Below are 22,994 nucleotides of genomic sequence, written 5' to 3'. Positions count from 1 at the left end.
TACGTCACTATGGACCGTCGTTAGCACTCATTGAGTGAGAGTGCCAGGAGGAAGACAAGTGCCGACCTACCAGTACCAGTGCACCGAGTGCGGCGAGGGCCTTGAGGCGGTGCAGAAGTTCACCGACGATGCCCTGACCGAGTGCCCCAACTGCGGTGGCCGCCTGAAGAAGGTGTTCTCGGCCGTCGGCATTGTCTTCAAGGGCTCCGGCTTCTACCGGAACGACAGCCGCGGCTCCTCGTCGAGCAGCTCGCCGGCGTCGTCGAAGCCGTCGGCCTCTACTTCGTCCTCGCCGTCGACGTCCTCGTCGTCCTCGGACTCGAAGTCGTCGGGAACCGGCTCGTCCAGCAGCTCCGCCGCGTAACACTTCGTAAGGCTTGCCCTCAGCTTTCGCGGGGCCAGTTCTTACAGGACCCTGTCGTCGTCCGACGGCAGGGTCTTCGGCGTTCCCCGGCCCGGTTAGGGTGCGGTCCATGGCGAACACGGAGAACGCACAGAGCCCGGACGGGGAGCAGGCGACGGCCGGGGCCGAGATCGGTGTCATCGGCGGCTCGGGCTTCTACTCCTTCCTGGACGACGTCACAGAGATACAAGTCGACACCCCCTACGGACCGCCCAGCGACTCCCTGTTCCTCGGCGAGATCGCCGGGCGACGGGTCGCCTTCCTCCCCCGCCACGGGCGGGGCCATCATCTGCCGCCGCACCGCATCAACTACCGGGCCAACCTGTGGGCGCTGCGCTCCCTCGGCGCACGCCAGATCCTCGGACCCTGCGCGGTGGGCGGACTGCGGCCGGAGTACGGGCCGGGGACGCTGCTCGTGCCGGACCAGGTGGTGGACCGTACGAAGTCGCGGACGCAGTCGTACTTCGACGGGATGCCGCTGCCGGACGGCACCATGCCGAACGTGGTGCATGTTTCGCTGGCCGACCCGTACTGCCCCGTCGGGCGCAAGGCCGCCCTCGAGGCGGCGCGCGGGCGGGACTGGGAGCCGGTGGACGGCGGCGCGCTCGTGGTGATCGAGGGGCCGCGGTTCTCCACCCGTGCCGAATCGCTCTGGCACCAGGCACAGGGCTGGTCGGTGGTCGGCATGACCGGCCACCCCGAGGCCGCGCTCGCTCGCGAACTGGAGCTGTGCTACACGTCGTTGACCCTCGTCACCGACCTCGACGCGGGCGCCGAGACCGGTGAGGGCGTCTCGCACGACGAGGTGCTGAAGGTGTTCGCGGCCAATGTGGACCGGCTGCGGGGCGTGCTCTTCGACGCGGTCGCGGGATTGCCGGCGAACGAGACGCGGGACTGTCTGTGCACGACGGCGCTGGGCGGGATGGATCCGGGGTTCGCGCTGCCGTAGCACCGCTCGCAGGGGCGCGGAACTTCCCGTTCGAGTGAGGGAGTTGTCCACAACCCGCCGGTAATACACGGGCTCCGACGGGCTTCGCCGCGAGGCCTCATCGTGGGATCGCAAGCCGATCTCTCGTCGCAGGTGGTGGTCACCATGGCACAGCTCTCCCCTCTCGTGCGCCCGCCCGGCACGGACGCGCCTCCGACCTGCGAAGTGCCGCACTTCGCTCCCGTCCGCGTACGCGGCGGGCGATATCAGCTGCGGCGCCTCGCACGGCACAGGCGGCGCGCCGTGGCCGCGGGGCTCGCGGTCACGGCGGCGGCCCTCGTGGCGGCGGGCCCTCGTGACACCGAGCGGACGCGGGGGCATCCGGCGGCCGCCTCCGCCACCGCGTCCTCTCCCGTACGCGAGCGGCGGGCGGTCGAGACCGTGACCGCGCCCGTGCGGATCTCCGACGGTGCCACGGTGCGGCTGTTGCGGCCGGGCGACCGGGTCGATGTCGTCGCGGCGGACAGCGGCGGCGAGGCCCGGGTGGTCGCGGCCGGGGCGCGGGTGACCGAGGTGCCGGACGTCGGCGCCACCGAGACCGGGGCGCTGGTCGTCCTCTCCGTCCCGCGGTCGACGGCGGCGCGGCTGGCCGGCGCGAGCGCCACCGCACGGCTGGCGGTGACGCTGTGCTGAGTGACGAATCGGTGTCAAGTCGCTCGTCTCAGCCATCGAATTGGACAGGTCCGGCGGGCCCTGACGTAGGTTGCGGAGCTGTTTGTTCCACAACTTGTGCGGAGGGGGCTCTTTGTGAGCGAGAAGAAGCAACCCGGTGTCTGGGACGGCTTCAAGGCCTTTCTGATGCGCGGCAACGTCGTCGATCTGGCCGTCGCGGTGGTCATCGGCGCGGCCTTCACCAACATCGTCAACTCGGTGGTGAAGGGCGTCATCAACCCGCTGGTGGGTGCGATCGGCACGAAGAACCTCGACAGCTACAGCTCCTGCCTCAAGAGCCCGTGCACCGGCAGCGGGGACAACGCGACGGGCATCCGGATCCTGTGGGGCTCGGTACTGGGCTCGACGCTCAGCTTCGTGATCACCGCGGCCGTCGTGTACTTCCTGATGGTCCTGCCGATGGCCAAGTACCTGGCACGGGTGGAAGCCCGCCGCAAGGCGAAGGAGGGCACGCAGGAGGTCATCGAGGTGACCGAGCTGGAGGTGCTGAAGGAGATCCGCGACGCCCTGGTGGCACAGCGCGGTTCGGGACACACCCAGGACTGACGGCGAGGATCCGGGCCTGGGCCGAGCATCTCGCGGGCCGGGCTCGGAACCTCGCGGGCCGGGCACAGAACACCGCCGGCCGGGCTCCGACGCGGATTCCCAAGGGTCGGGCTCAGATGTGGTGGGGCGGCTTCTCGTCGAGGAAGCGCTTCAGGTCGGCGGCGCTGTCGCCGCCGGTGTCGGCACGCTCGCCCCACCCACGGTCCGTGTCGTCCGAGGACTGCTGGCTCAGCGGGTCGTCGAAGACCAGCGCCGGCTTCGGATCGCGCGGTTCGGGGGCGGGGGCGGTACTCATGCGTCCAGAGTACGCCGAGGGGGTGCCGGCCCACCCCGGCCCGGCCGGGGGCCGTGACGCCCGGGCGGGCGCGACGCCGTCGGCGGGCGGCGGGGCGGGCTGCCCGGACGGCGGGACAGGCGGCGAAGGTCGCAGGGCAGGCGGTGCAGACGGCCGGGCAGGCGGTGCAGCAACCGGTGCACAGCCACAGCAGGAGTTCCCAGGAGTTTTCTGCTGTGCTTGGCCGTATGACGTCCAGTACCGCACCCGATTCCGCTCCCCCGCCCCGGCCGACCCAGCGGGGGCCACTGCGCAGAATGACCGCCCGGGAGCGGGACGAGGCGCACCGTGTCGCGTCGCCGCTGGAACTCTTCTTCGACCTGTGCTTCGTCGTGGCCATTGCCCAGGCAGGTGTCCAGCTGGTGCACTCCGTCGCCGGGGGACACGCGGGCGAGGGCATCCTCAACTACGCGATGATCTTCTTCGCGATCTGGTGGGCCTGGATGAACTTCACCTGGTTCGCCTCGGCATACGACAACGACGACGCGCTCTACCGGGTCGTCACGCTGGTGCAGATCGCCGGTGTCCTGGTGCTCGCGGCCGGGGTGTCGCGGGCGTTCGAGGATCACCAGTTCCTGCTCGTCTGGCTCGGCTACGCGATCATGCGGTTCGCGATGATCGCGCAGTGGCTGCGGGTGGCGCTGTCCGCCGAGGGAGCCGAGAGAACCATGGCGCTGCGGTACGCGGGCGGCGTGCTGCTGTGCCTGATCGGCTGGCTGGGGCTGCTGATCCTGCCGGAGTCCGGCCGCCCCTGGGTGTTCCTGGTCATGGCGATCTTCGAGCTGTGCGTCCCGGTGTACGCGGAGAAGGACGTCACCACGTCCTGGCATCCGCATCACATCTCCGAGCGGTACGGCCTGTTCACCATCATCGTGCTGGGCGAGACGATCGCCGCGGCCACGGTCGCCGTGAAGTCGGGCGTGGACGAGCACGACGCGCTGGGGGAGCTGCTGCCGATCGCCGCGGGTGGACTGCTGATCGTCTTCTCCGCATGGTGGATCTACTTCGTGGTGCCGATCCATGCGCATCTGCGATCCAACACACAGGCGTTCCTGTGGGGGTACGGGCACTACCTGATCTTCGCGTCGGCCGCCGCGATCGGTGCGGGCCTGGAGGTCGCGGTCGAGCAGGCGGTCGGCAAGGCGCACATCTCGACGCTCGCGGCGTCCGCCGCGGTGACGCTGCCGACGGCGCTGTACCTGCTCACGGTGTGGGTGCTGCACTCCCGCCACTTCAAGGTGGGCATCGCGCAGCAGCTCGTCCTGCCGTCCACCGCGTTGCTGGTCATCCTGTGCACCTTCCTCGGCCACGGGGCGGTGCTCGCGGCGGGCATCGTCTCGGCGCTGGCCGTGGCGGTCGGGGTGACACTGACGGCACGGACGGTCGTGCGGGAAGGGACGAGGACCGCTTAGGAAGGGCGAGTCGCGCTCCCCCGGAGCCGTGCCGCGGGTGAGCCGTGCGGCCCGTGTGCCCGCCGGGGCCGTGCAACACGTGCCACCACTGAGCCGTGCGGCCGAGGAACACTGGCGGCATGACAGTTGACGCTCTGACAGATGTGGCGGGCCTGCGGGTGGGGCACGCGACGCGCATCGGCGACGGTTGGCTCACCGGCACCACGGTGGTGCTCGCCCCTGAGGGCGGTGCGATCGCGGCCGTGGACGTACGCGGCGGCGGCCCCGGCACCAAGGAGACGGACGCGCTGGATCCGCGCAACCTCGTGCAGAAGGTCGAGGCGGTCGTGCTGACCGGCGGCAGCGCGTACGGGCTGGACTCGGCGTCGGGCGTGATGGCCTGGCTGGAGGAGCGGGGGCGGGGGGTGCGGGTGGGTCCCGACCCGGCGCACGTCGTGCCGGTCGTACCCGCAGCCTGTGTCTTCGACCTGGGCCGTGGTGGCGACTTCCGGGCCAGGCCGGACGCGTCCACGGGGAGGGCCGCGGTCGAGGCGGCGGCCGCGAGCGAGCCGGGCGCGCCCGTGCGTGAGGGGTGTGTGGGCGCCGGCACAGGGGCGGCGGTCGGGCGGATCAAGGGCGGGGTCGGAACGGCGAGCGCCGTGCTCGAGTCCGGGATCACGGTGGCGGCGCTGGTGGTGGCCAACGCGGCGGGTTCGGCGATGGAACCGGAAACGGGGGCGCTGTACGGGGAGTTGCTGCGGGGGCGCACAACGCTCCCGTCGGTGGAGGTGCACGAGGCGGCCCGGCGGCGGCTTGCCGAGGCGGCCGCGAGGAACGCTCCTCCCCCGCTGAACACCACGCTCGCCGTCGTCGCCACCGACGCCGAACTGACACGCGCGCAGGCGCAGAAGCTTGCGGGCACTGCGCACGACGGGATCGCGCGCGCTGTGCGGCCGGTGCATCTTCTGAACGACGGGGACACGGTGTTCGCGTTGGCGACGGGCGCCCGGCCGCTCGCCGCCGAGAACCCCCTCGCGCTCAACGAGGTCCTCGCGGCGGGCGCGGACCTGGTGACGCGCGCGATCGTCCGGGCGGTGCGGGCGGCCGAGTCGGTGGACGGGCCGGGCGGGATGTGGCCGTCGTACGGGGAGCTCTACGGGGGCGTCTAGTTGGGGGCGGGGAGGGTGGGTCGGGGGAGGGGGGAGGGGGAGGCCCCCCAAGGGGCGATTGTCCCGGTTCTGTCACGTGATGGTCTGCGGAGCGGGTCGAGGGGAACCCATCCCGCCTCGGCTGGCTCTTTCTCCACGCACTGGAGCGGATCACGCACATCACGAGAACTGGGAGCAGCCCGTGACAACGCCGGACATAACAGCGCGGCGCGCACTGGGGGCCTGTGCCGCCCTGATGATCGGCGCCCTCACCCTCACCGCCTGCGGCGGCAACGCCAACGCCGACAGCAAGAGCGGCAAGGACGGCCAGAGCTCGGCCAAGACGTCCACGGCGAAGATCGCCATCTCGGCCAAGGACGGTTCGACGGGCGCGTCCATCAACGCGACCGGGGTGAAGGTCAGCGACGGCAGGCTGACCGACGTGAAGATGACGGTGGCCGGGGCCGGGACGGCCGTACCCGGGGCGATTTCCGCGAACGGCAGCTCCTGGAAGCCGAAGGAGCAGCTGGAGCGGGGGACGAAGTATCAGATCTCGGCGACGGCGAAGGACGCGAATGGGCGGACCTCTGCCGCCAACTCCATCTTCACGACGGTCTCTTCGAGCAACAGCTTCATCGGTACGTACACACCCGACAACGGCGCCACGGTCGGCGTCGGAATGCCGGTCTCCTTCAACTTCGACAAGGCGATCAGCGACAAGAAGGCCGTGCAGTCGCACATCACGGTCAGCTCCAGCAGCGGACAGCAGGTGGTGGGGCACTGGTTCGGGGCGGACCGGCTCGACTTCCGGCCCGAGGAGTACTGGAAGGCCGGATCCAAGGTCACGATGAAGATCGACCTGGACGGCGTCGAGGGCGCGAACGGCGTCTACGGCGTGCAGAAGAAGACGGTCACCTTCACCATCGGGCGCTCCCAGGTCTCCACGGTCGACGTGAACGCACAGACCATGACAGTGGTGCGGGACGGCAAGACCCTCAAGACGGTTCCGATCTCGGCGGGCAGCCCGCAGCACACCACGTACAACGGGCAGATGGTGATCTCGGAGAAGTTCGTCCAGACACGGATGAACGGCTCGACGGTCGGATACGGCGGCGAGTACGACATCCCGGACGTGCCGCACGCGATGCGTCTGACGTCGTCGGGGACTTTCATCCACGGCAACTACTGGTACAACAAGGGCAATCCGCCCTTCGGTCGGCAGGGCACCAGCCACGGCTGTGTGGGTCTCGCCGATGTGCAGGGCGCTCAAGGGGACACGACCGCCAAGTGGTTCTACGACAACTCCCTCATCGGGGACGTCGTGACGGTCAAGAACTCGCCCGACAAGACGGTCGCGCCGGAGAACGGGCTCAACGGATGGAACATGTCGTGGAGCGCGTGGACCGCCGGAAGTGCCGTCTGACGAGCGCCTTTTGACGCCCGGGCGGGCCGCGTGGGAACTTGCCGCGCGGCCCGCCCGTTTTCCGTCCGTACGTTTTCTCGGTTCGCGGACATGATGTCCGACCGAGGGGCTACGGTATGCACCCACAAGGTGACATGCAGCAACGCCGGGAGAAACCTTGAGCGTTCCGTACGAGACAGCAGCGTACGAACCACCCGAGTCGCCCGAGTCTCCGGAGGAGCATCTCGCGCGACTCCTCGGTCGCGCCCTGAACTCCTTCGAGCTGCCCGACGAGACGATACGGCGGCTCGACTGCGCGCTGGCGCACGACAGTTCGCTGCACTCCGCGCACCACAGCGCGGGGCTGCACCGGGAGACGTACCGGCACACCTGGCTGCTCGCCGACGGCTCGGCGGTCACGCTGTGGGAGCTCGTACACAACACGGCGCCGGGCAGCGATCCGCAGCATGAGGTGTACGTCGACGAGGAGGAGTTGCGCGCCGCCACGGCCCGGCTCCCGCTGCCCCCGGACGCCCCGGACTTCGAACTGCCCGTGCTGGTGCAACTGTCGCCGATCCCCGAGCCGCGTCACGCGTACGTGCCCGACGACTCGGCCGACCACGCGCGCCGACTGCTGCGACGGGCGGAGAACCCGGACCGGCCGGGGGCCGACGTCACGTCGCTCCTGCTGCGCGAGGCGTCCGCGCATCAGATCACCCAGGCCTTCGGGCGCCCGTGCCGCGCGGGACAGGCGGGGCTGTGCTTCTCGCTCTACGAGCACGCGTTCCTGCTGCGTGACGGGCGGGAGATCTCCCTGTGGGAGGTCGAGCACACGGCGACGCCGGACCGACGTCATATGTGCGAGGTGTACGCGACGGAGGAAGCGGCGCGGGACGCGATGGAACGGCGCGCGGCACGGCTCGGCTGACACCGCCGCGCACCCCCGCACTGCACTGCCGTGCGCCCCAGACATCGCGGCGCGTCGAGCCCCGCGGCCGGCATGCCGCATGCCGCCCATGCGGGCGCCCTGCGCCACCGCCCGCTACGGGCGGCGGCTGTCGCTGAACCGGCGTACCAGGCCCGCGAAGGCGGCGTGCTCCTCCGGGGTCAGTTCCACGGACTCCGTGGCAGGGCCGGACCGGCGCTGGTCGGGCATCGCCCGGAGCGTGTCATGGTGGCGCCGCGCGGCGGCCTCGAAGCGGTGCCGACGCCGGAGGCGTCCCAGGCCGACGAGGCAGATGGCGCTCACCAGGGCGAGGACGGGCAGGCCCACCAACTGGAACATCGACACGTGCTCAGGCATACGCCCCAGTAGACACCACGGTCCGGGACTTTGGTCCCGGACCGTGATGCATCTCGCAGATGCGGTGAACACCTCACAGGCGCCCTAAAGGGGCAGGCGGTCAAAGGGGCGCAGCTGGTCGGCCGTTCAGGCCGCGACCGGCTCCTTCGAGTTGGCCTTGGCCGGTATCGCGGCGTCGGCGACCTCCGTGGCGGCGCCCGCCGGGGCCGGCTTCCGCATGCCCTTCAGGACGACCACCAGGGCGGTGGTGACACAGACACCGGCCGCGATGGCGATCAGGTAGAGGAAGGGGTTGCCGATCAGCGGGACCACGAAGATGCCGCCGTGCGGGGCGCGCAGCGTGGCGCCGAAGGCCATCGACAGGGCGCCGGTGACCGCGCCGCCCACCATGGCGGAGGGGATGACGCGCAGCGGGTCGGCGGCCGCGAACGGGATCGCGCCCTCCGAGATGAAGGAGGCGCCGAGGACCCAGGCCGCCTTGCCGTTCTCGCGCTCGGTCTGGGTGAAGAGCTTGCCGCGCACGGTCGTCGCCAGCGCCATGGCAAGCGGCGGGACCATACCGGCCGCCATCACCGCGGCCATGATCTTCATTGCCGAGTCGCTGGGGCTCGCGACCGCGATACCGGCGGTGGCGAAGGTGTACGCGACCTTGTTGACGGGGCCGCCGAGGTCGAAGCACATCATCAGGCCGAGCAGCATGCCGAGCAGGACGGCGTTGGTGCCGGTGAGGCCGTTCAGCCAGTCGGTCATGCCCTTCTGGGCGGAGGCGATGGGCTTGCCGATCACCACGAACATCAGGAATCCGACGATCGCCGCGGAGATCAGTGGGATCACCACCACCGGCATGATGCCGCGCAACGCCGCCGGGATCTTGACCTTCTGGATCCCGATCACCACACCACCGGCGATGAGACCGGCGGCCAGACCGCCGAGGAAGCCCGCGTTGATGGTGAGGGAGATCGCGCCGCCGACGAAGCCGGGCACGAGGCCTGGCCGGTCCGCCATGCCGTAGGCGATGTAGCCGGCCAGGACCGGGACGAGGAAGCCGAAGGAGACGACGCCGATCTGGAAGAACAGCGCGCCCCAGCTGTCCGCCTGGGTCCACAGGAAGTGGTCCATGACCGACGGCGCCTTGTTGATCTTGTAGCCGCCGATCGCGAAGCCGAGGGCGATCAGCAGACCGCCCGCCGCGACGAACGGGACCATGTAACTCACGCCGGACATCAGCCACTTGCGGAGCTTGGTGCCGTAGCCCTCGCCGGACTCACCGGCGCGCTCCACAGGTGTGCCGGGGGCGGAGCCCGCGGTCACCTCACCGCGTGCGGCCTTGTCCCGCACCTCGGAGATCAGTTCGGCGGGCTTGTTGATGCCCGCCTTCACACCGACGTCGACCGTCGGCTTGCCGGCGAAGCGGTCCTTGTCCCGAACCGGTACGTCGTGCGCGAAGATCACGCCGTCCGCGGCGGCGATGACCGCCGGGTCGAGCCGGGTGAATCCGGCCGAGCCCTGCGTCTCGACGGCCACCTCGACACCCGCCTCGCGGCCCGCGTTCTCCAGCGACTCGGCCGCCATGTAGGTGTGCGCGATGCCGGTGGGGCAGGAAGTGACGGCGACGATACGGAACGGCTGCGCGCCCTCCGTGTCGGTGGCGCCCGGCGCCGGGGCGGTTCCGTCCTCGACGGTCGCACCCGGCACCGGGGCCTTGCCGTCCGTGACGGTGCCGGCGGAGGCCGCCGCATTCGACACCGTCGCGGAGTCCTCGGAGGCGGCCGGGGCCGCCGGGGGCTCGTCCCCGCGGATGAGCGCTGCCGCGGCCGCCGCGTCGTCCACGGCCCGCAGCGCGGAGGTGAACTCGGCGTTCATCAGCTGACGGGCGAGGGACGACAGGATCGTGAGGTGGGCGTCGTCCGCGCCGGCCGGGGCGGCGATCAGGAAGATCAGGTCGGCGGGCCCGTCCGGCGCGCCGAAGTCGATCCCGGCCGCGCTGCGTCCGAAGGCGAGCGTCGGCTCGGTGACGTGTTCGCTCCGGCAGTGCGGGATGCCGATGCCGCCGTCCAGGCCGGTCGGCATCTGGGCCTCGCGGGCGGCCACGTCGGCGAGGAAGCCGTCGAGGTCGGTGACCCGACCCTTGGCGACCATGCGCTCGGCGAGGGCCCGCGCCGCCGCTTCCTTCGTATCGGCGGACAGGTCGAGATCGACCAGGTCCGCGGTGATCATCTCGCTCATCGCGGGCTCCTTCGCACGCGTATCGCCCGTGGGGAGGTGTGGGCGGGGGTGGGGACGGGGGTGTTGCGCTCAGTGGGGACAGAGGTGACGGGGGAGAGAGGGGTGAGAGAAGTGGTGCGGTGAGTGGAAGAGGCGGGGCCGGGGAAACCCCGCCTCTCCTCGGCGGCGGGACCGGGGGGATCCCACCTCCGTATGGCTGCGGCGGGGAAGGGGAGACCTCGCCGCTTCAGGGCCGGTTCAGGGGGCGTACGGGACGGGCGTGCCGCCGGGCTCACCAGACCCGTAAGCGATCCGGCGTGCGTGGCGCGCACACCGTGGGGAAGCGCCCCCCGCACACCGTGGGGAACCGATCCGTGCTCGCCGCAGCAAGATGAGCCGTGCTCGCCGTAGCGCGGCCAGCCGTACTTGCCGTGGGGAACCGATCCGCACGCACCGTGGGGAAGCGACCCGCACGCACCGCGGGGAAGCGACCCGCGCGCGCCGAGGGGTAGCGACCCGCGCGCGCCGAGGGGTAGCGACCCGCGCGCGCCGAGGCAAAGCGATCCGGTGTTCATGACACGGGCTCCGTGAGTACGAGGTCTACCGGGACCCCCGACGTGACGGTCACGGCGGAGGGGTCGAGATCGGCCGGGCCCGGCATCACGCTGCCGGGGAGTTGGACGGCCGCGGCGCCGTGGGCGACGGCGGAGGCGAGGGCCTCGGGGCCATTGCCACCGGCGATCAGGAAGCCGGCGAGCGAGGAGTCGCCGGCGCCCACGTTGCTGCGTACGACATCCACGCGTGCGCTGCCGAACCAGGCACCCGTCGCGTCGACGAGCAACTGCCCGTCCGCGCCGAGGCTCGCGAGCACGGCGCGCGCGCCCAGCTCGCGCAACTCCTCGGCCGCCTTCACCGCGTCTCCCACCGTCGCGAGGGGGCGCCCGACGGCTTCCGCGAGCTCTTCCGCGTTGGGCTTCACCACGTCGGGCCGCTCGCGCAACGCCGCGAGCAGCGCCGGGCCCGAGGTGTCCAGCGCGATCCGGGCGCCCGCCGCGTGCGCGCGGGCGACGAGGTCGGCGTACCAGGACGGGGCGAGCCCGCGCGGCAGGCTGCCGCAGCAGGTGATCCAGTCGGTGTCGCCGGCGCGGTACTGCTGCCGGACGGTCTCCAGGAGGAGTTCGGCCTCGGTGGCGGAGAGTTCGGGACCGGGGGCGTTGATCTTCGTCAGCGTGCCGTCGGGCTCGGCGACCGAGATGTTCGAGCGGGTGGCCCCGGCCACCGGGACCGGGGCGACCTCGATGCCCTGCGCGTCGAGCAGGTCGGCGACCAGTGCGCCGGGCGCACCACCCAGGGGCAGTACGGCGACCGTGCGCTGTCCGGCGGCCGCGACCGCCCGTGAGACGTTCACGCCCTTGCCGCCCGGGTCCATGCGTTCGCCGGTGGCCCGGATGACCTCGCCGCGGTCGAGCGACGGGACCTCGTACGTACGGTCCAGGGACGGATTGGGGGTGACGGTGAGGATCATGCGCACTCGTTTCTCAACACACGGCAGTGTCGTACCGCTTGGACAAGGTGGCGCTTTCGCGCCGCTTGCCGCTCTACACACACAGCACTTCGGTGCCACCGCGTTCGATGGTGGCGGCGTCTTCGGGGCTCAGCCCCCGGTCGGTGATCAGCAGGTCCACATCGCTCAGGTCGCCGAAGCGGGCGAAGTGCTCCTGGCCGCTCTTGGAGGAGTCGGCGAGCAGCACCACGCGGCGCGCGGCGCGCATGGTCGCGCGCTTGACGGCGGCCTCGGCGAGGTCGGGGGTGGTCAGTCCGTAGTCGGCGGAGAAGCCGTTGGCGGCGACGAACAGCACATCGGCACGGATCTCGCCGTACGCACGCAGCGCCCAGGCGTCCACGGCGGCGCGCGTACGGTGCCGTACGCGCCCTCCGACGAGATGGAGCTGGATGCCGGGGTGGTCCGCGAGGCGGGCCGCGATCGGCAGGCTGTGGGTGACTACGGTGAGCGTCGCCTCCAGGGGCAGCGCCCCGGCGAGGCGGGCAATGGTCGAACCCGCGTCCAGGATCACCGTGCCCTCGGTCGGCAGCTCGGCGACCGCGGCCTCGGCGATGCGGTCCTTCTGGTCGGCCGCGGTGGACTCGCGCTCGGCGAGGTCGGGCTCGAAGTCCAGGCGCCCGGCCGGTATGGCACCACCGTGCACACGGCGTACGAGACCCGCGCGGTCCAGGGCCTTCAGGTCCCGGCGGATGGTCTCCGCGGTGACCTGGAACTCCTCCGCCAGGGACAGCACGTCCACCCGGCCGCCGTCACGGGCGAGCCGGAGGATCTCCTGCTGCCGCTCCGGTGCGTACATGTCCGTTCGCCTCCGCCTGATGCCCGAACCTGTGGTTTCAGTCGGAGGCTACGCCCGGATTTCCGGAAAGTAAACAGGTTCGGGCGTGATTCGGGCATGAACGGACTTCGAAAGGGCCAGGCAACTAAAACGGACTGTGCAGGGCGACGAAAAAACGGGGCCCGGCACCTGAGGTGCCGGGCCCTTCAGCGACGGCGCACAGAACGTCGGCCGTGGCTCACGGGACGAGCACCGGCTCCTTCTTGTCCTCGACCGCCTCGGGCCCGGCCGCCGCGCCCTCCACGTGCTGCGCCGGCTTCCTCGGCAGAGCGAACATCAGCAGGAAGATGACCGCCATCACCGCCGCGACCCAGCCCAGCGCGTACTGGAAGGCGTGCACGAAGGCGGGGCCCACCTGCGCCCGGGTCAGCCGGTCGCCGATCTCGCCGAAGAAGAGCACCGACACCAGCCCGAGTCCCAGCGCGTTGCCCATCTGCTGCACTGTGTTGATGAGTCCGGAGGCGGAACCGGAGTGCTCGCGCGGGACCTCCGACAGCACCGCGTCCGTCAGCGGGGCCACGATGAAGCCCATGCCCGCGCCCATGACCACCAGCGGAAGCGCCATCTGCCAGGAGGCGATGGACATGCCGTACCGGTCGGACTCCCAGATGTAGAGGAGCACGCCGAGCGCCATGATCAGCGCGCCCGCCTGGAGCACCTTGCGCCCGAAGCGCGGCACGAGCAGCTGCACCGACATGCCCGCCGCCGCCGAGACCGCGAGGGAGAACGGCACCCCGGTCAGACCCGCCCGCAGCAGGCTCCACCCGAGCCCGGTCTGCAAGTACAGCGTCCAGACCAGGAAGAAGATGCCGAGCGCGACACCGAAGACGGTCTGTACGGCGATGCCCGCCGCGAAGCTCGTCACCTTGAACAGCGACAGCTCGACCAGCGGCGAACCGTCCCGTGCCGTCTTCCGCTTCTCGTACGCCACCAGCGCCGCGAAGACGACGAGGGAGCCGACCATCGACACGTACCCCCACAGCGGCCAGCCCAGCTCACGGCCGCGGGTCAGCGGGTAGAGCAGCATCAGCAGGCCGAGGATGACGAGGGCGACGCCGACGAGGTCGAGCTTGAGGGCCTGCGGGGCCTTGGACTCGCCGATGAAGCGGCGGCCCAGGATCAGCGCGGCCACACCCACCGGCAGGTTGATGAGGAAGATCGGCCGCCACTCCAGACCGAACAGATTCCACTCGGTGAGCAGCGCGCCGAGCAGCGGACCGGACACGGCCCCCAGTCCCACGATCGCGCCGAAGAGGCCGAAGACCTTGCCCCGCTCGTGCGCCGGGAAGGTGGCGTGCACGATCGACAGGACCTGCGGCACCATCATCGCGGCCATTCCGCCCTGCAGGATGCGGGAGGCGACGAGCATCTCCGGGTTCGCGGCGAAGCCGCACAGGGCCGAGGCGATGGTGAAGCCGCCTATGCCGAGGAGGAAGAGCCGCTTGCGGCCGTGGATGTCGCCGAGCCGCCCACCGGTGATGAGCCCGGCGGCGAAGGCCAGCGCGTAGCCCGCCGTAATCCACTGGATCTGGCTGAACGAGGCGCCCGCGTCCTTCTGGATCGAGGGGATCGCGATGTTGACGATCGTGACGTCGACCAGGTCCATGAAGGCCGCGGTCATCACGATGGCGAGGGCGAACCAGCGCCGTCGGTCGGCCACATCGGCCGTGCTGCTGAGAGTGGTCTCGGTGGAGGTCATGTCTTGAAGCTACGGTCCCAATAGGTCAGATCGTGTCCTAGTTCTGCGGCATCCTCGAACTCATGACAACGGACACACCGGCCCGGCTGCTCCAGCTCCTCTCCCTCCTCCAGACGCCCCGCGAGTGGCCCGGCGGCGAGCTCTCCGAGCGGCTCGGGGTGTCCCGTCGTACCGTCCGGCGGGACATCGACCGGCTCCGGGAACTGGGGTATCCGGTGCAGGCGACCAAGGGGGCCGACGGCGGATACCGGCTCGTGGCGGGGAAGGCGATGCCGCCGCTCGTGCTCGACGACGAGGAGGCGGTGGCCATCGCGGTGGGGCTGCGGGCCGGCGCCGGGCACGCCGTCGAGGGCGTGGACGAGGCCTCAGTGCGGGCGCTGGCCAAACTGGAACAGGTGCTGCCGTCCCGGCTGCGCCACCGCGTCGCCACACTCCAGGCCGCGACCACGCCGCTGACCAGCGGAGACGGGGCGAGTATCGCGCCCGAGACGTTGACCGTAATGGCGTCGTGCGTCGCCGGACGGGAACGGCTGCGGTTCGCGTACCGCTCCGGGGACGGGACGCCGTCGCGGCGGCTGGCCGAGCCGTACCGGCTCGTCTCCACCGGCCGTCGCTGGTACCTCGTCGCATACGACCTCGATCGCGAGGACTGGCGTACGTTCCGCGTCGACCGGGTCGCCGAGCCCTTCGCGACGGGGGCGCGGTTCACGCCACGCGAGCTGCCGACGGGGAGTGCGGCGGAGTATCTGCGGCAGTCGATGTTCCGCCGGCAGCAGACGTACGTGTTCGAGGTCACCTTCGCCGCGCCTGCCGAGTTCGTCGCGGCCCGCCTGCCCGCGTGGCTCGGCGCGCCCGAGCCGATCGACGACCACAGCTGCCGGCTGCGGTCCTCCGCGGGCGACTCCGTCGAGTGGCTGGCGGTGCGGCTGGCGATGGTCGACTGCGAGTTCGAGGTGCGGGAGCCGCCGGAACTGGTGGGCTTTCTACGGGACTTGGGCGAGCGCCTCACCCGGGCCGCAGACGGCCCGGACCAGGAACCCGACCTCGCCACGCGGTGACGCACACGGGCTGCGGTTTTCGCCCCCTCCGCTCCTACTCCTGGGCGGAGCCGGCGCTCCAGGGAAAGTCACGAAGGGCCGCGAGATTGCGCAGCGCGAGGGCGACGGGACCGTTGGGTCCGTCGGCCGCGTCGTCGCCGGCGGCCCAGGCCTCCACCGCGACCCGGACGGCCGCGCTGGCCACGGCGGCGCTGAGGCGGAGTTCGGGGGAAGCCCCGGACTCCGGCCGCCCGCCGGCCAACTCTCCGGTACCACCGGCACCTCTGGCACCATCAGCACTCTCGGTACCACCAGCACCTCTGACACCATCAGCGCCCCCGGTACCATCAGCGCCCCCGGTACCACCGGCACCCCCGGTACCACCGGCACACCTGGCACCATCAGCACCCCCGGCGCCCCCGTCATCCCCAGCACCCCCATCACCCCCGGAAACCCTCGCCGCCAGCACCCCCGCCAGCGTCCGCTCCGCCCTCTGGCACGCCTCGCCCCACACCCGCAGCAGGGCCGGGTTCCCCTCGGCCAGGCGAAGGAGGGAGCGGACCCAGTCCAGGAACTCGAGCCGGACACCGACGCCCGGGGTCAAGGTGGAAACGACGGCGTGGTGGAGGGCCTCGGGAACCGGCAGCCGGGCCGGTGCGTCGCGGACCGCCTCGGCCCACTTCTGGGCGCCGGCGGCGAAGAGGGGGCCGAGGGACTCCTCCTTGCTCGCGAAGTACCGGTAGAAAGTGCGCGGCGCGACCCCGGCCGCTCGGGCGATGTCCTCGGCGCGGGTGGCCCGCAGACCGTTGCGCATGAAGAGCCCCGCCGCGGCCCGGGCGATCTCCATCCGGGTGGCCGCCTTGCGCCGCTCGGTCAGCGAGGGACCGGCGCCGGCCGCACGGTCGGCAGAGCCAGAGCCAGAGCCAGAGCCAGAGGCAGAGGCATCGGCAGAAGCCGAGGCGGAGGCCGGGACCGGTCGACCAGAGGAGGCGGAGGCAGAGGCTGAAGCCGGGACCGGTCGCACGGAGGAGCCGGAGGAGGCAGAGGCGGAGACGGAGGTCGCTCGGCCGGCGGAGGTGCGCACCACGCGTTCGGTACCGGTCACGGACGGCAGGTTATGCCCCTGTGGCAGAATCTGCCATCCGGGTCACCCCGGGGTTCAGGTTCGGGGTGGCCCGGCCACGACCTGCCCTGAAACAGGGCCGCGGGCCGCGATGTGTCCTTGAGAACAGCACCCTGCACCCGAAGCCCCCCGAACGCAAAGTGGAGCCGAGCCCCGGCGCCAGGGGGGGGGAAGGCGCCGGAGCTCGGCCCGGAAGAGTCCCGGCGCGGGGGGGATGCGTCGGGACTCGGTTCTGGGCGGGGCGGGTGGATACGCCCCGGATGGAACCCTGAACCCTGGGCCCTGAAGTCTTGTGCCCAGAGCCCAGCAGGTTGAAGCGGCTTTACATGGCCATGTCTGGTCGACTTGTGGCCAACGTGGCCGCGGGTCCGTACGGTTCGCGCGGGGCAGACCCGTACGAGCCTTACGCCGCCGCGTCGAACCCCGTGTCGCGGGCCAGCTTCTTCAGCTCCAGAAGCGCGTGCTTCTCGATCTGACGGATCCGCTCGCGGGTGAGACCGTGTTCCTTGCCGACCTCCGTGAGCGTGCGCTCCCGGCCGTCCTCGATGCCGTACCGCATCTTGATGATGGAGGCCGTGCGCTGGTCGAGGCGGCCGATCAGGTCGTCCAGCCCCTCGCTGCGCAGGAGGGTCATGACGGACTGCTCGGGCGATACCGCGGAGGTGTCCTCCAGCAGGTCGCCGAACTGGGTCTCGCCCTCGTCGTCCACCGCCATGTTCAGCGAGACCGGGTCGCGGGCCCAGTCCAGGACGTCGCCCACGCGCTCCGGCGTCGAACCGAGCTCGGCGGCGATCTCCGCGTGCTCCGGCTCGCGCCCGTGCTCACGGTTGAACTCGCGCTGTACGCGCCGGATCCGGCCAAGCTCCTCGACCAGGTGGACGGGGAGGCGGATCGTGCGCGACTGGTCGGCGATGGAGCGGGTGATGGCCTGGCGGATCCACCACGTCGCGTACGTCGAGAACTTGAAGCCCTTGCGATAGTCGAACTTCTCGACCGCGCGGACCAGGCCCGCGTTGCCCTCCTGGATCAGGTCGAGCAGGGGCAGGCCGCTGCGCGGATAGCGTCGGGCGACAGCGACGACCAGCCGGAGGTTCGAGCGGATGAAGATGTCCTTCGCTCGCTCGCCCTCGGCGATCAGCGCCTCGAGCTCCTCGCGGGACGCGTCCGCCCTGGCCTCCTCCTCACCGTCGAGGATCTGCCGCGCGAACACACCCGCCTCGATGATCTGGGACAGCTCGACTTCCTTGGCGGCGTCGAGCAGTGGCGTACGCGCGATCTCGTCGAGGTACATGCCGACCAGGTCGCGGTCGGCGATCTCGCCGCCTACGACGCGAACACTGCGTGCCGCGTCGGTGGTCTCGCCGGTGGCGGACTGACGACGGGCGACGGCACGGGTTGCCATGCGTGCTCCCTTGCGATGGTGGCTTGCGGGGTGGTCCTGGACTTGGGGCTCACCCTCCCGGGTCCCCGGCATCCGAAGGAAACAACGACTGGAATCCGGACAGAATTCCCAAGCCGCCCCTCGATTTTTCTGATCATGCAGTACCCTGTCCGGCCACAGGGGAGGACGGATGCCGTCGGAACGTACAGAGGTGCAGGTCAGGCCAGGAGTCGAGAGCGATCTCGACGCCCTCACGGACATCTACAACCACTACGTACGCGAGACGCCCATCACGTTCGATACCGCGGTCTTCACGCCGGAAGAGCGTCGCTCGTGGCTGCTCTCCCACCCTGAAGACGGACCGCACCGTCTGATGGTTGCCACGGACGCGGACTCACAGGGGATTCTTGGGTACGCCACATCCAGCGCCTTCCGGGTGAAGCCCGCGTACGACACCTCCGTAGAGGTCACCATCTATCTCGCCCCGGATGCCGGTGGCCGCGGCGTCGGCACCCGCCTCTACGAGGCCCTTTTCGATGCTCTCGCCGACGAGGACCTGCACCGCGCCTACGCCGGCATCGCCCAGCCCGAGAGGAACGAAGCGTCCGTGCGGCTGCACGAACGCTTCGGGTTCCGGCACGTGGGCACGTACCGCGAGGTGGGCCGCAAGTTCGGCCGCTACTGGGATGTGGCCTGGTACGAGAAGGAACTCTCGTAGCTCCCGTAGGGCGCGGGTCAGCCGAACTGCACCGACCGCTTCGCCATCCCCATCCAGAAGCCGTCGATCACGGACTTCTGCCCGGCCGGCTCACCGACCGCGTCCGCCGCGCCCATGGTCACGAAGAGGGGGGCGAAGTGCTCGGTGCGCGGGTGGGCGAGACGGCCCGCCGGGGACTTTCGCTCGAAGTCGAGCAGCGCGTCCACGTCACCGGCGTCCAGGGCACGGTGGCCCCAGTCGTCGAACTCGCTCGACCAGGACGGCACTCCCCCGCCGGCGTGCCGCAGGGCCGCGAGATTGTGGGTGAAGAAGCCGGAGCCGACGATCAGCACGCCCTCGTCGCGCAGCGGCGCCAGCTTGCGGCCGATCCCGAAGAGGCGGACCGGGTCGAGGGTCGGCATGGAGATCTGCAGGACCGGGATGTCCGCCTCGGGGAACATCTCCACCAGCGGGACGTACGCGCCGTGGTCGAGCCCGCGGTCCGGGATGTCCTGCACCGGCGTACCGGGCGCGCGCAGCAACTTCCGTACGGACTCGGCGAGTTCGGGGGCGCCGGGAGCCGCGTACCTCACCTGGTAGTAGTGCTCGGGGAAGCCCCAGAAGTCGTACACGAGCGGCACGGTCTCCACCGCGCCGAGGGCGAGCGGGGCCTCTTCCCAGTGCGCGGAGACCATGAGGATCGCCTTGGGGCGCGGCAGGTCCGCGGACCAGGCGGCGAGCTGGCCGGGCCAGATCGGGTCGTCGGCGAGCGGCGGGGCACCATGGCTCAGATAGAGGGCGGGCATGCGCTCCCGCGAGGCACGCTCCTCGATGGCGGCGGACATGGCGGCTCCCTCCGGAGGGTTCAATCACATAGGGCTTGTATTTGAACTTTAAAGCTCTATGGTGGAGCTTAGCTCGCTTTTGTTTAACATTCAAGAAGGGGCTCGTACAGTGGAGTACATGAACACGGCACCCGCTGAAGAGCCGCGCTGGCTCACCGACGAGGAACAGCGCATCTGGCGTGCGTACATGCACGCCACCACCCTCCTTGAGGACCACCTCGACCGCCAGCTCCAGCGTGACGCGGGCATGCCGCACATCTACTACGGCCTGCTCGTCCAGCTCGCGGAAACACCGCGCAGACGGCTGCGGATGACCGAGCTGGCCATGAACGCGAAGATCACCCGATCCCGGCTCTCCCACGCGATCGCGCGTCTGGAGAAGAACGGCTGGGTGCGGCGCGAGGACTGTCCCTCCGACAAGCGGGGACAGTTCGCGGTCCTCACCGACGACGGCTACGAGATGCTGAGCCGCGCCGCGCCGGGCCATGTGGCCGCCGTACGCCAGGCGCTGTTCGACCGGCTCACCGCGGACCAGCAGAAGGCCTTCGGCGAGGCCATGCGCGTCATCGCCGAGGGGCTCCAGCCGAAGGACGCGGGCGCGGACCTCCCCTGGCTGCGCTAGGGCGTCGAGAGCTCACTCGTGGGGAGCAGCTCCGGCACGCCTGGCGGACGGGAGCCCGGACAGGGGTCCGCCCCGGCTCCGTCGAGTGCGGAGCCGGGGCGGACCCTGGGATTCGTACGGACGAGGCGTCCCCACCCCGCGTCCGTACGCGAAGTGCCCGAAGTATCGGCGGTGCGGGAGATCAGTGGGCGATCACCGGCACCTTCACCTCGTCCTCGATGCCGTCGCCCGCACCCGCGCCAGAGGCCGAAGTGACGTCCGGGCGGCCGGTGTTGATGAAGGTCGCGGCGACCGTCGCGGCGATCACGAGGATGCCGACGGCGAACCAGATCGCGTTGGTGTAGCCGTGCACCTGGCCCTGCAGCTGGACCAGCTGCTGCTGGGGCTTGGAGGCGGCACCGGCGATGTGGTCCTTGATGTACGAGGTGGTCGCCGAGGCGGCGATCGTGTTCAGCAGGGCCGTACCGATCGCACCGCCCACCTGCTGCGAGGTGTTCACCATCGCGGAGGCGACACCGGCGTCACGCGGCTCGACGCCCAGCGTGGCCAGCGACATGGCGGGCATGAACGCCGTACCCATGCCGAGGCCGAGCAGCACCATCGACGGCAGGATCACACCGGCGTACGAGGAGCCGATCTCCAGCTGGGTGAGGAGCAGCATGCCGACCGCGGCGACCAGGAAGCCCGGAGCCATCAGCAGGCGCGGAGCGACCCGGGTCATCAGGCGGGTGCCGATCTGCGTGGAGCCCACCATCATGCCGCCGATCATCGGCAGGAAGGCGAAGCCGGTCTTGACCGGCGAGTAGCCCTTCACGATCTGCAGGTAGTAGGTCAGGAAGAGGAACAGGCCGAACATCGCGATGATCGCGAGACCGAGGGAGAGGTAGACGCCTCCGCGGTTGCGCTCGGTGATGACGCGCAGCGGCAGCAGCGGGGCCTTGACCCTGGACTCGGTGAGGATGAACGCCGCGAGCAGGACCGCCGAGGCGATGAACAGGCCGACCGTCACGGAGTCGCCCCAGCCGTCGGACTCGGCGCGGGTGAAGCCGTAGACGAGGGAGACCAGACCGAGGGTGGACAGGACGACACCCGGGATGTCGAGCGGCGAACGGTTGCGGCCGCCGGCCGGCTCACGGATGACGAAGTACGCGCCCGCGGCCGCGATGATCGCGAACGGGATGTTCACGAAGAACGTCCAGCGCCAGTCGAGGTACTCGGTGAGGACACCGCCGAGGATGAAGCCCACGGCGCCGCCGCCACCGGCGATCGCGCCGTAGATGCCGAACGCCTTGGCGCGCTCCTTGGGCTCCGTGAACATCACGGCGAGCAACGAGAGCGCGGCGGGCGCGAGCAGCGCGCCGAACGCACCCTGCAGGGCGCGGGCGCCGAACATCATCGCCTCGTTCGTGGCCGCGCCGCCGATCGCGGACGCACCGGCGAAGCCGATCAGACCGGCGACAAAGGTGCGCTTGCGGCCCCACAGGTCGGCGATCCGGCCGCCGAAGAGCAGCAGACCACCGAAGGCCAGGGCGTAGGCCGTGACGACCCACTGGCGGTTGCCGTCCGAGATACCCAGGTCCTGCTGGGCGGACGGCAGCGCGATATTCACGATGGTCGCGTCGAGGACGACCATCAGCTGGGCGAGCGCGATGAAGGTGAGCGCTTTCCAGCGGTTGGAATGAGCGTCGGCCTCTGCCGCTTTCGCGGTGGCCTTGGCTGTTTCAGACATGGGGATACCCACTTCGGTACTTCGTAGCGAAAAAGGATCAGGAAAGGGACGGCTCGTCGCCGGTGACGGCCGGAAGCGTTGTGCCAGTTCTGACTGGTGCTGTGCGCTGAACTAATCGGTCAGGTGGACGGCGTGGTCGGTCACGCCCGTCGCATGTCCTCCACGGTGGCGGCCACTCCGGGCAGTTCGGAACGGGCCGGGGCCCGCAATCCGTCCAGGAACAGCTGCAGATGACGGTGCACGAAACGGTCGATGCCCTGGCACGCGGTGCCGGGCAGCGGCCGGGTGAGCTGGCTGACGGCGATCATCAGGTCGCCGAACTCGACGTCGGGGCGCAGCTGTCCGGCCTCGCGGGCGCGGGCCATCAGCTGCTCGATCAGGTCGGTGATCCGGTCGCGCGCGGCCACCAGATCGGGGTGGTTCTGGTCGAAGGCCTCGGAGAGCATCGGGCACAGGGCGCCGATCCGCTCGTCGGCGGCGAAGTGCACGAAGCCGCTCAGCGTCTCGAAGGCGTCGCCACCCCCGGCGATCGCCTCCTCGACCCACTCCGACGTGCGGTCCATGACCGAGCAGACGACCTCCCGCGCCAACGCGTCCCGGTCCGGGAAGTTGCGGTACACCGTGGCGTTGCCCACCCCGGCCCGGCGAGCGATCTCGTCGAACGGCACCTCGGGGCCGAACTCGACGAACATCTCGCGGGCCGCTGCGACGATCCGCTCCCGGTTGCGCAGGGCATCGGCGCGCGGCCGGACCACTCGACGCTGCACGGGGGTGGCGGTTTCCACGGCGTACTCCTCGTCTTCCTTGCGGTGCGTGACGGCTGTGAGGCCGGTGCTCGAAGGCTGTGATGCGATCCGGGGATTCGCTCCCCGTTTCGCGCGGACGTATGGCTAAACGGGGAAACGATCCCCGGTTATTTCCCGTCTGCCAGATTCTTTTCTGTGACCCGCGTCACATATCCGTCCGGTCCTCCGAAGGGCCTCCGAAGCGCCTCCGGAGGGCCTCCAGCGGGCCTCCAGCGGGCCTTGGCGGGCGAGAAACCCACGATCGGGCTCCTCCAGCGCGCGCCC

General features: G+C 70.6%; 22 protein-coding genes. 11 read left to right on the top strand and 11 right to left on the bottom strand.

The annotated features are described in order from the left end of the window. The first annotated feature begins 58 nt into the window (after nt 1–58). The 4 genes from ACZ4RZ_RS25680 to mscL all read left to right on the top strand — a co-directional run bounded on the left by ACZ4RZ_RS25680 (nt 59) and on the right by mscL (nt 2,609). Nucleotides 59–364: an FmdB family zinc ribbon protein gene (locus ACZ4RZ_RS25680; protein ID WP_467747926.1), complete on the top strand. Its 306-nt coding sequence runs from the start codon at nt 59–61 to the stop codon at nt 362–364. Between the two features lie 109 nt (nt 365–473). Beyond that, nucleotides 474–1,352: an S-methyl-5'-thioadenosine phosphorylase gene (locus ACZ4RZ_RS25675; RefSeq protein ID WP_467747925.1), complete on the top strand. Its 879-nt coding sequence runs from the start codon at nt 474–476 to the stop codon at nt 1,350–1,352. A gap of 144 nt (nt 1,353–1,496) precedes the next feature. Continuing rightward, the gene (locus ACZ4RZ_RS25670; RefSeq protein WP_467747924.1) at nt 1,497–2,024 is read left to right on the top strand and encodes a hypothetical protein; all 528 of its coding nucleotides are present in this window, start codon (nt 1,497–1,499) and stop codon (nt 2,022–2,024) included. A 114-nt stretch (nt 2,025–2,138) separates the two neighbouring features. Then, nucleotides 2,139–2,609, top strand: coding sequence for a large conductance mechanosensitive channel protein MscL (gene mscL, locus ACZ4RZ_RS25665; RefSeq protein ID WP_467747923.1), 471 nt, complete (start codon nt 2,139–2,141; stop codon nt 2,607–2,609). Nucleotides 2,610–2,721: 112 nt separating this feature from the next. On the opposite strand, the gene ACZ4RZ_RS25660 is transcribed toward mscL, so the two are convergent. After that, nucleotides 2,722–2,904: a hypothetical protein gene (locus tag ACZ4RZ_RS25660; RefSeq protein WP_467747922.1), complete on the bottom strand. Its 183-nt coding sequence runs from the start codon at nt 2,902–2,904 to the stop codon at nt 2,722–2,724. A 227-nt stretch (nt 2,905–3,131) separates the two neighbouring features. On the opposite strand from ACZ4RZ_RS25660, the gene ACZ4RZ_RS25655 reads away from it, so the two are divergent. From ACZ4RZ_RS25655 to ACZ4RZ_RS25640, 4 genes are all read left to right on the top strand, one after another. Then, nucleotides 3,132–4,355 carry a low temperature requirement protein A gene (locus tag ACZ4RZ_RS25655; RefSeq protein ID WP_467747920.1) on the top strand — a complete coding sequence of 408 codons (1,224 nt, stop codon included), beginning with the start codon at nt 3,132–3,134 and terminating at the stop codon, nt 4,353–4,355. Nucleotides 4,356–4,474: 119 nt separating this feature from the next. Beyond that, a complete protein-coding gene (locus tag ACZ4RZ_RS25650; protein WP_467747919.1) occupies nt 4,475–5,503 on the top strand; it encodes a P1 family peptidase in 1,029 nt (342 codons plus the stop codon). Nucleotides 5,504–5,684: 181 nt separating this feature from the next. Then, entirely contained in the window at nt 5,685–6,905 is a 1,221-nt protein-coding gene (locus ACZ4RZ_RS25645; protein WP_467747917.1) for a L,D-transpeptidase, read from the top strand. A 157-nt stretch (nt 6,906–7,062) separates the two neighbouring features. After that, nucleotides 7,063–7,812, top strand: coding sequence for a DUF6227 family protein (locus ACZ4RZ_RS25640; RefSeq protein WP_467747915.1), 750 nt, complete (start codon nt 7,063–7,065; stop codon nt 7,810–7,812). Between the two features lie 114 nt (nt 7,813–7,926). Here the strand turns inward: ACZ4RZ_RS25640 and ACZ4RZ_RS25635 are convergent, their stop codons facing one another. The 5 genes from ACZ4RZ_RS25635 to ACZ4RZ_RS25615 form a co-directional block, all read right to left on the bottom strand. Beyond that, nucleotides 7,927–8,187, bottom strand: coding sequence for a hypothetical protein (locus ACZ4RZ_RS25635; protein ID WP_467747914.1), 261 nt, complete (start codon nt 8,185–8,187; stop codon nt 7,927–7,929). Nucleotides 8,188–8,313: 126 nt separating this feature from the next. Further along, nucleotides 8,314–10,413: a PTS fructose transporter subunit IIABC gene (locus tag ACZ4RZ_RS25630; protein WP_467747913.1), complete on the bottom strand. Its 2,100-nt coding sequence runs from the start codon at nt 10,411–10,413 to the stop codon at nt 8,314–8,316. Nucleotides 10,414–10,963: 550 nt separating this feature from the next. Next, nucleotides 10,964–11,917, bottom strand: coding sequence for a 1-phosphofructokinase (pfkB, locus tag ACZ4RZ_RS25625; protein WP_467747911.1), 954 nt, complete (start codon nt 11,915–11,917; stop codon nt 10,964–10,966). A 73-nt stretch (nt 11,918–11,990) separates the two neighbouring features. Further along, nucleotides 11,991–12,752, bottom strand: coding sequence for a DeoR/GlpR family DNA-binding transcription regulator (locus tag ACZ4RZ_RS25620; RefSeq protein WP_467747909.1), 762 nt, complete (start codon nt 12,750–12,752; stop codon nt 11,991–11,993). Between the two features lie 217 nt (nt 12,753–12,969). After that, nucleotides 12,970–14,490, bottom strand: coding sequence for an MFS transporter (locus ACZ4RZ_RS25615; protein ID WP_467747907.1), 1,521 nt, complete (start codon nt 14,488–14,490; stop codon nt 12,970–12,972). 62 nt (nt 14,491–14,552) lie between these two features. On the opposite strand from ACZ4RZ_RS25615, the gene ACZ4RZ_RS25610 reads away from it, so the two are divergent. Next, nucleotides 14,553–15,548, top strand: a complete 996-nt coding sequence (locus ACZ4RZ_RS25610; RefSeq protein ID WP_467747905.1) for a helix-turn-helix transcriptional regulator — start codon at nt 14,553–14,555, stop codon at nt 15,546–15,548. A 34-nt stretch (nt 15,549–15,582) separates the two neighbouring features. On the opposite strand, the gene ACZ4RZ_RS25605 is transcribed toward ACZ4RZ_RS25610, so the two are convergent. Continuing rightward, nucleotides 15,583–16,374 (bottom strand): TetR family transcriptional regulator, encoded by a 792-nt coding sequence (locus ACZ4RZ_RS25605; RefSeq protein ID WP_467747904.1) that lies wholly within the window; start codon nt 16,372–16,374, stop codon nt 15,583–15,585. Nucleotides 16,375–17,053: 679 nt separating this feature from the next. Then, a complete protein-coding gene (locus ACZ4RZ_RS25600; protein ID WP_467747902.1) occupies nt 17,054–18,052 on the bottom strand; it encodes a sigma-70 family RNA polymerase sigma factor in 999 nt (332 codons plus the stop codon). A 169-nt stretch (nt 18,053–18,221) separates the two neighbouring features. Between ACZ4RZ_RS25600 and ACZ4RZ_RS25595 the strand changes: the two genes are divergently transcribed. Then, the gene (locus tag ACZ4RZ_RS25595) at nt 18,222–18,749 is read left to right on the top strand and encodes a GNAT family N-acetyltransferase (RefSeq protein ID WP_467747900.1); all 528 of its coding nucleotides are present in this window, start codon (nt 18,222–18,224) and stop codon (nt 18,747–18,749) included. 17 nt (nt 18,750–18,766) lie between these two features. On the opposite strand, the gene ACZ4RZ_RS25590 is transcribed toward ACZ4RZ_RS25595, so the two are convergent. Next, entirely contained in the window at nt 18,767–19,573 is an 807-nt protein-coding gene (locus ACZ4RZ_RS25590; protein ID WP_467747899.1) for a dioxygenase family protein, read from the bottom strand. Between the two features lie 109 nt (nt 19,574–19,682). Here ACZ4RZ_RS25590 and ACZ4RZ_RS25585 point away from each other — a divergent pair, with 109 nt between their 5' ends. Continuing rightward, on the top strand, nt 19,683–20,195 hold the full coding sequence (locus ACZ4RZ_RS25585) for a MarR family winged helix-turn-helix transcriptional regulator (RefSeq protein ID WP_467747897.1): 513 nt from the start codon (nt 19,683–19,685) through the stop codon (nt 20,193–20,195). Between the two features lie 181 nt (nt 20,196–20,376). Here the strand turns inward: ACZ4RZ_RS25585 and ACZ4RZ_RS25580 are convergent, their stop codons facing one another. Beyond that, nucleotides 20,377–21,924: an MFS transporter gene (locus ACZ4RZ_RS25580; protein WP_467747895.1), complete on the bottom strand. Its 1,548-nt coding sequence runs from the start codon at nt 21,922–21,924 to the stop codon at nt 20,377–20,379. Between the two features lie 140 nt (nt 21,925–22,064). Further along, a complete protein-coding gene (locus tag ACZ4RZ_RS25575; RefSeq protein ID WP_467747894.1) occupies nt 22,065–22,709 on the bottom strand; it encodes a TetR/AcrR family transcriptional regulator in 645 nt (214 codons plus the stop codon). Nucleotides 22,710–22,994 lie beyond the last annotated feature (285 nt).

This window comes from Streptomyces sp. NPDC027189 (genome assembly GCF_055566975.1).
Note: the sequence above shows the minus strand (reverse complement) of the source record. Positions and strands in the feature narration are given on the sequence as shown.

Excerpts from the sequence above, each read along its gene's own strand:
- ACZ4RZ_RS25650 (WP_467747919.1), top strand. The coding sequence starts at position 4,475 with ATGACAGTTGACGCTCTGACAGATGTGGCGGGCCTGCGGGTGGGGCAC.
- ACZ4RZ_RS25630 (WP_467747913.1), bottom strand. The coding sequence starts at position 10,413 with ATGAGCGAGATGATCACCGCGGACCTGGTCGATCTCGACCTGTCCGCC.
- ACZ4RZ_RS25660 (WP_467747922.1), bottom strand. The coding sequence starts at position 2,904 with ATGAGTACCGCCCCCGCCCCCGAACCGCGCGATCCGAAGCCGGCGCTG.
- ACZ4RZ_RS25595 (WP_467747900.1), top strand. The coding sequence starts at position 18,222 with ATGCCGTCGGAACGTACAGAGGTGCAGGTCAGGCCAGGAGTCGAGAGC.
- ACZ4RZ_RS25635 (WP_467747914.1), bottom strand. The coding sequence starts at position 8,187 with ATGCCTGAGCACGTGTCGATGTTCCAGTTGGTGGGCCTGCCCGTCCTC.
- ACZ4RZ_RS25600 (WP_467747902.1), bottom strand. The coding sequence starts at position 18,052 with ATGGCAACCCGTGCCGTCGCCCGTCGTCAGTCCGCCACCGGCGAGACC.
- ACZ4RZ_RS25615 (WP_467747907.1), bottom strand. The coding sequence starts at position 14,490 with ATGACCTCCACCGAGACCACTCTCAGCAGCACGGCCGATGTGGCCGAC.
- pfkB (WP_467747911.1), bottom strand. The coding sequence starts at position 11,917 with ATGATCCTCACCGTCACCCCCAATCCGTCCCTGGACCGTACGTACGAG.
- ACZ4RZ_RS25670 (WP_467747924.1), top strand. The coding sequence starts at position 1,497 with ATGGCACAGCTCTCCCCTCTCGTGCGCCCGCCCGGCACGGACGCGCCT.
- ACZ4RZ_RS25580 (WP_467747895.1), bottom strand. The coding sequence starts at position 21,924 with ATGTCTGAAACAGCCAAGGCCACCGCGAAAGCGGCAGAGGCCGACGCT.
- ACZ4RZ_RS25610 (WP_467747905.1), top strand. The coding sequence starts at position 14,553 with ATGACAACGGACACACCGGCCCGGCTGCTCCAGCTCCTCTCCCTCCTC.
- ACZ4RZ_RS25620 (WP_467747909.1), bottom strand. The coding sequence starts at position 12,752 with ATGTACGCACCGGAGCGGCAGCAGGAGATCCTCCGGCTCGCCCGTGAC.
- ACZ4RZ_RS25675 (WP_467747925.1), top strand. The coding sequence starts at position 474 with ATGGCGAACACGGAGAACGCACAGAGCCCGGACGGGGAGCAGGCGACG.
- ACZ4RZ_RS25590 (WP_467747899.1), bottom strand. The coding sequence starts at position 19,573 with ATGTCCGCCGCCATCGAGGAGCGTGCCTCGCGGGAGCGCATGCCCGCC.
- ACZ4RZ_RS25605 (WP_467747904.1), bottom strand. The coding sequence starts at position 16,374 with ATGGAGATCGCCCGGGCCGCGGCGGGGCTCTTCATGCGCAACGGTCTG.
- ACZ4RZ_RS25655 (WP_467747920.1), top strand. The coding sequence starts at position 3,132 with ATGACGTCCAGTACCGCACCCGATTCCGCTCCCCCGCCCCGGCCGACC.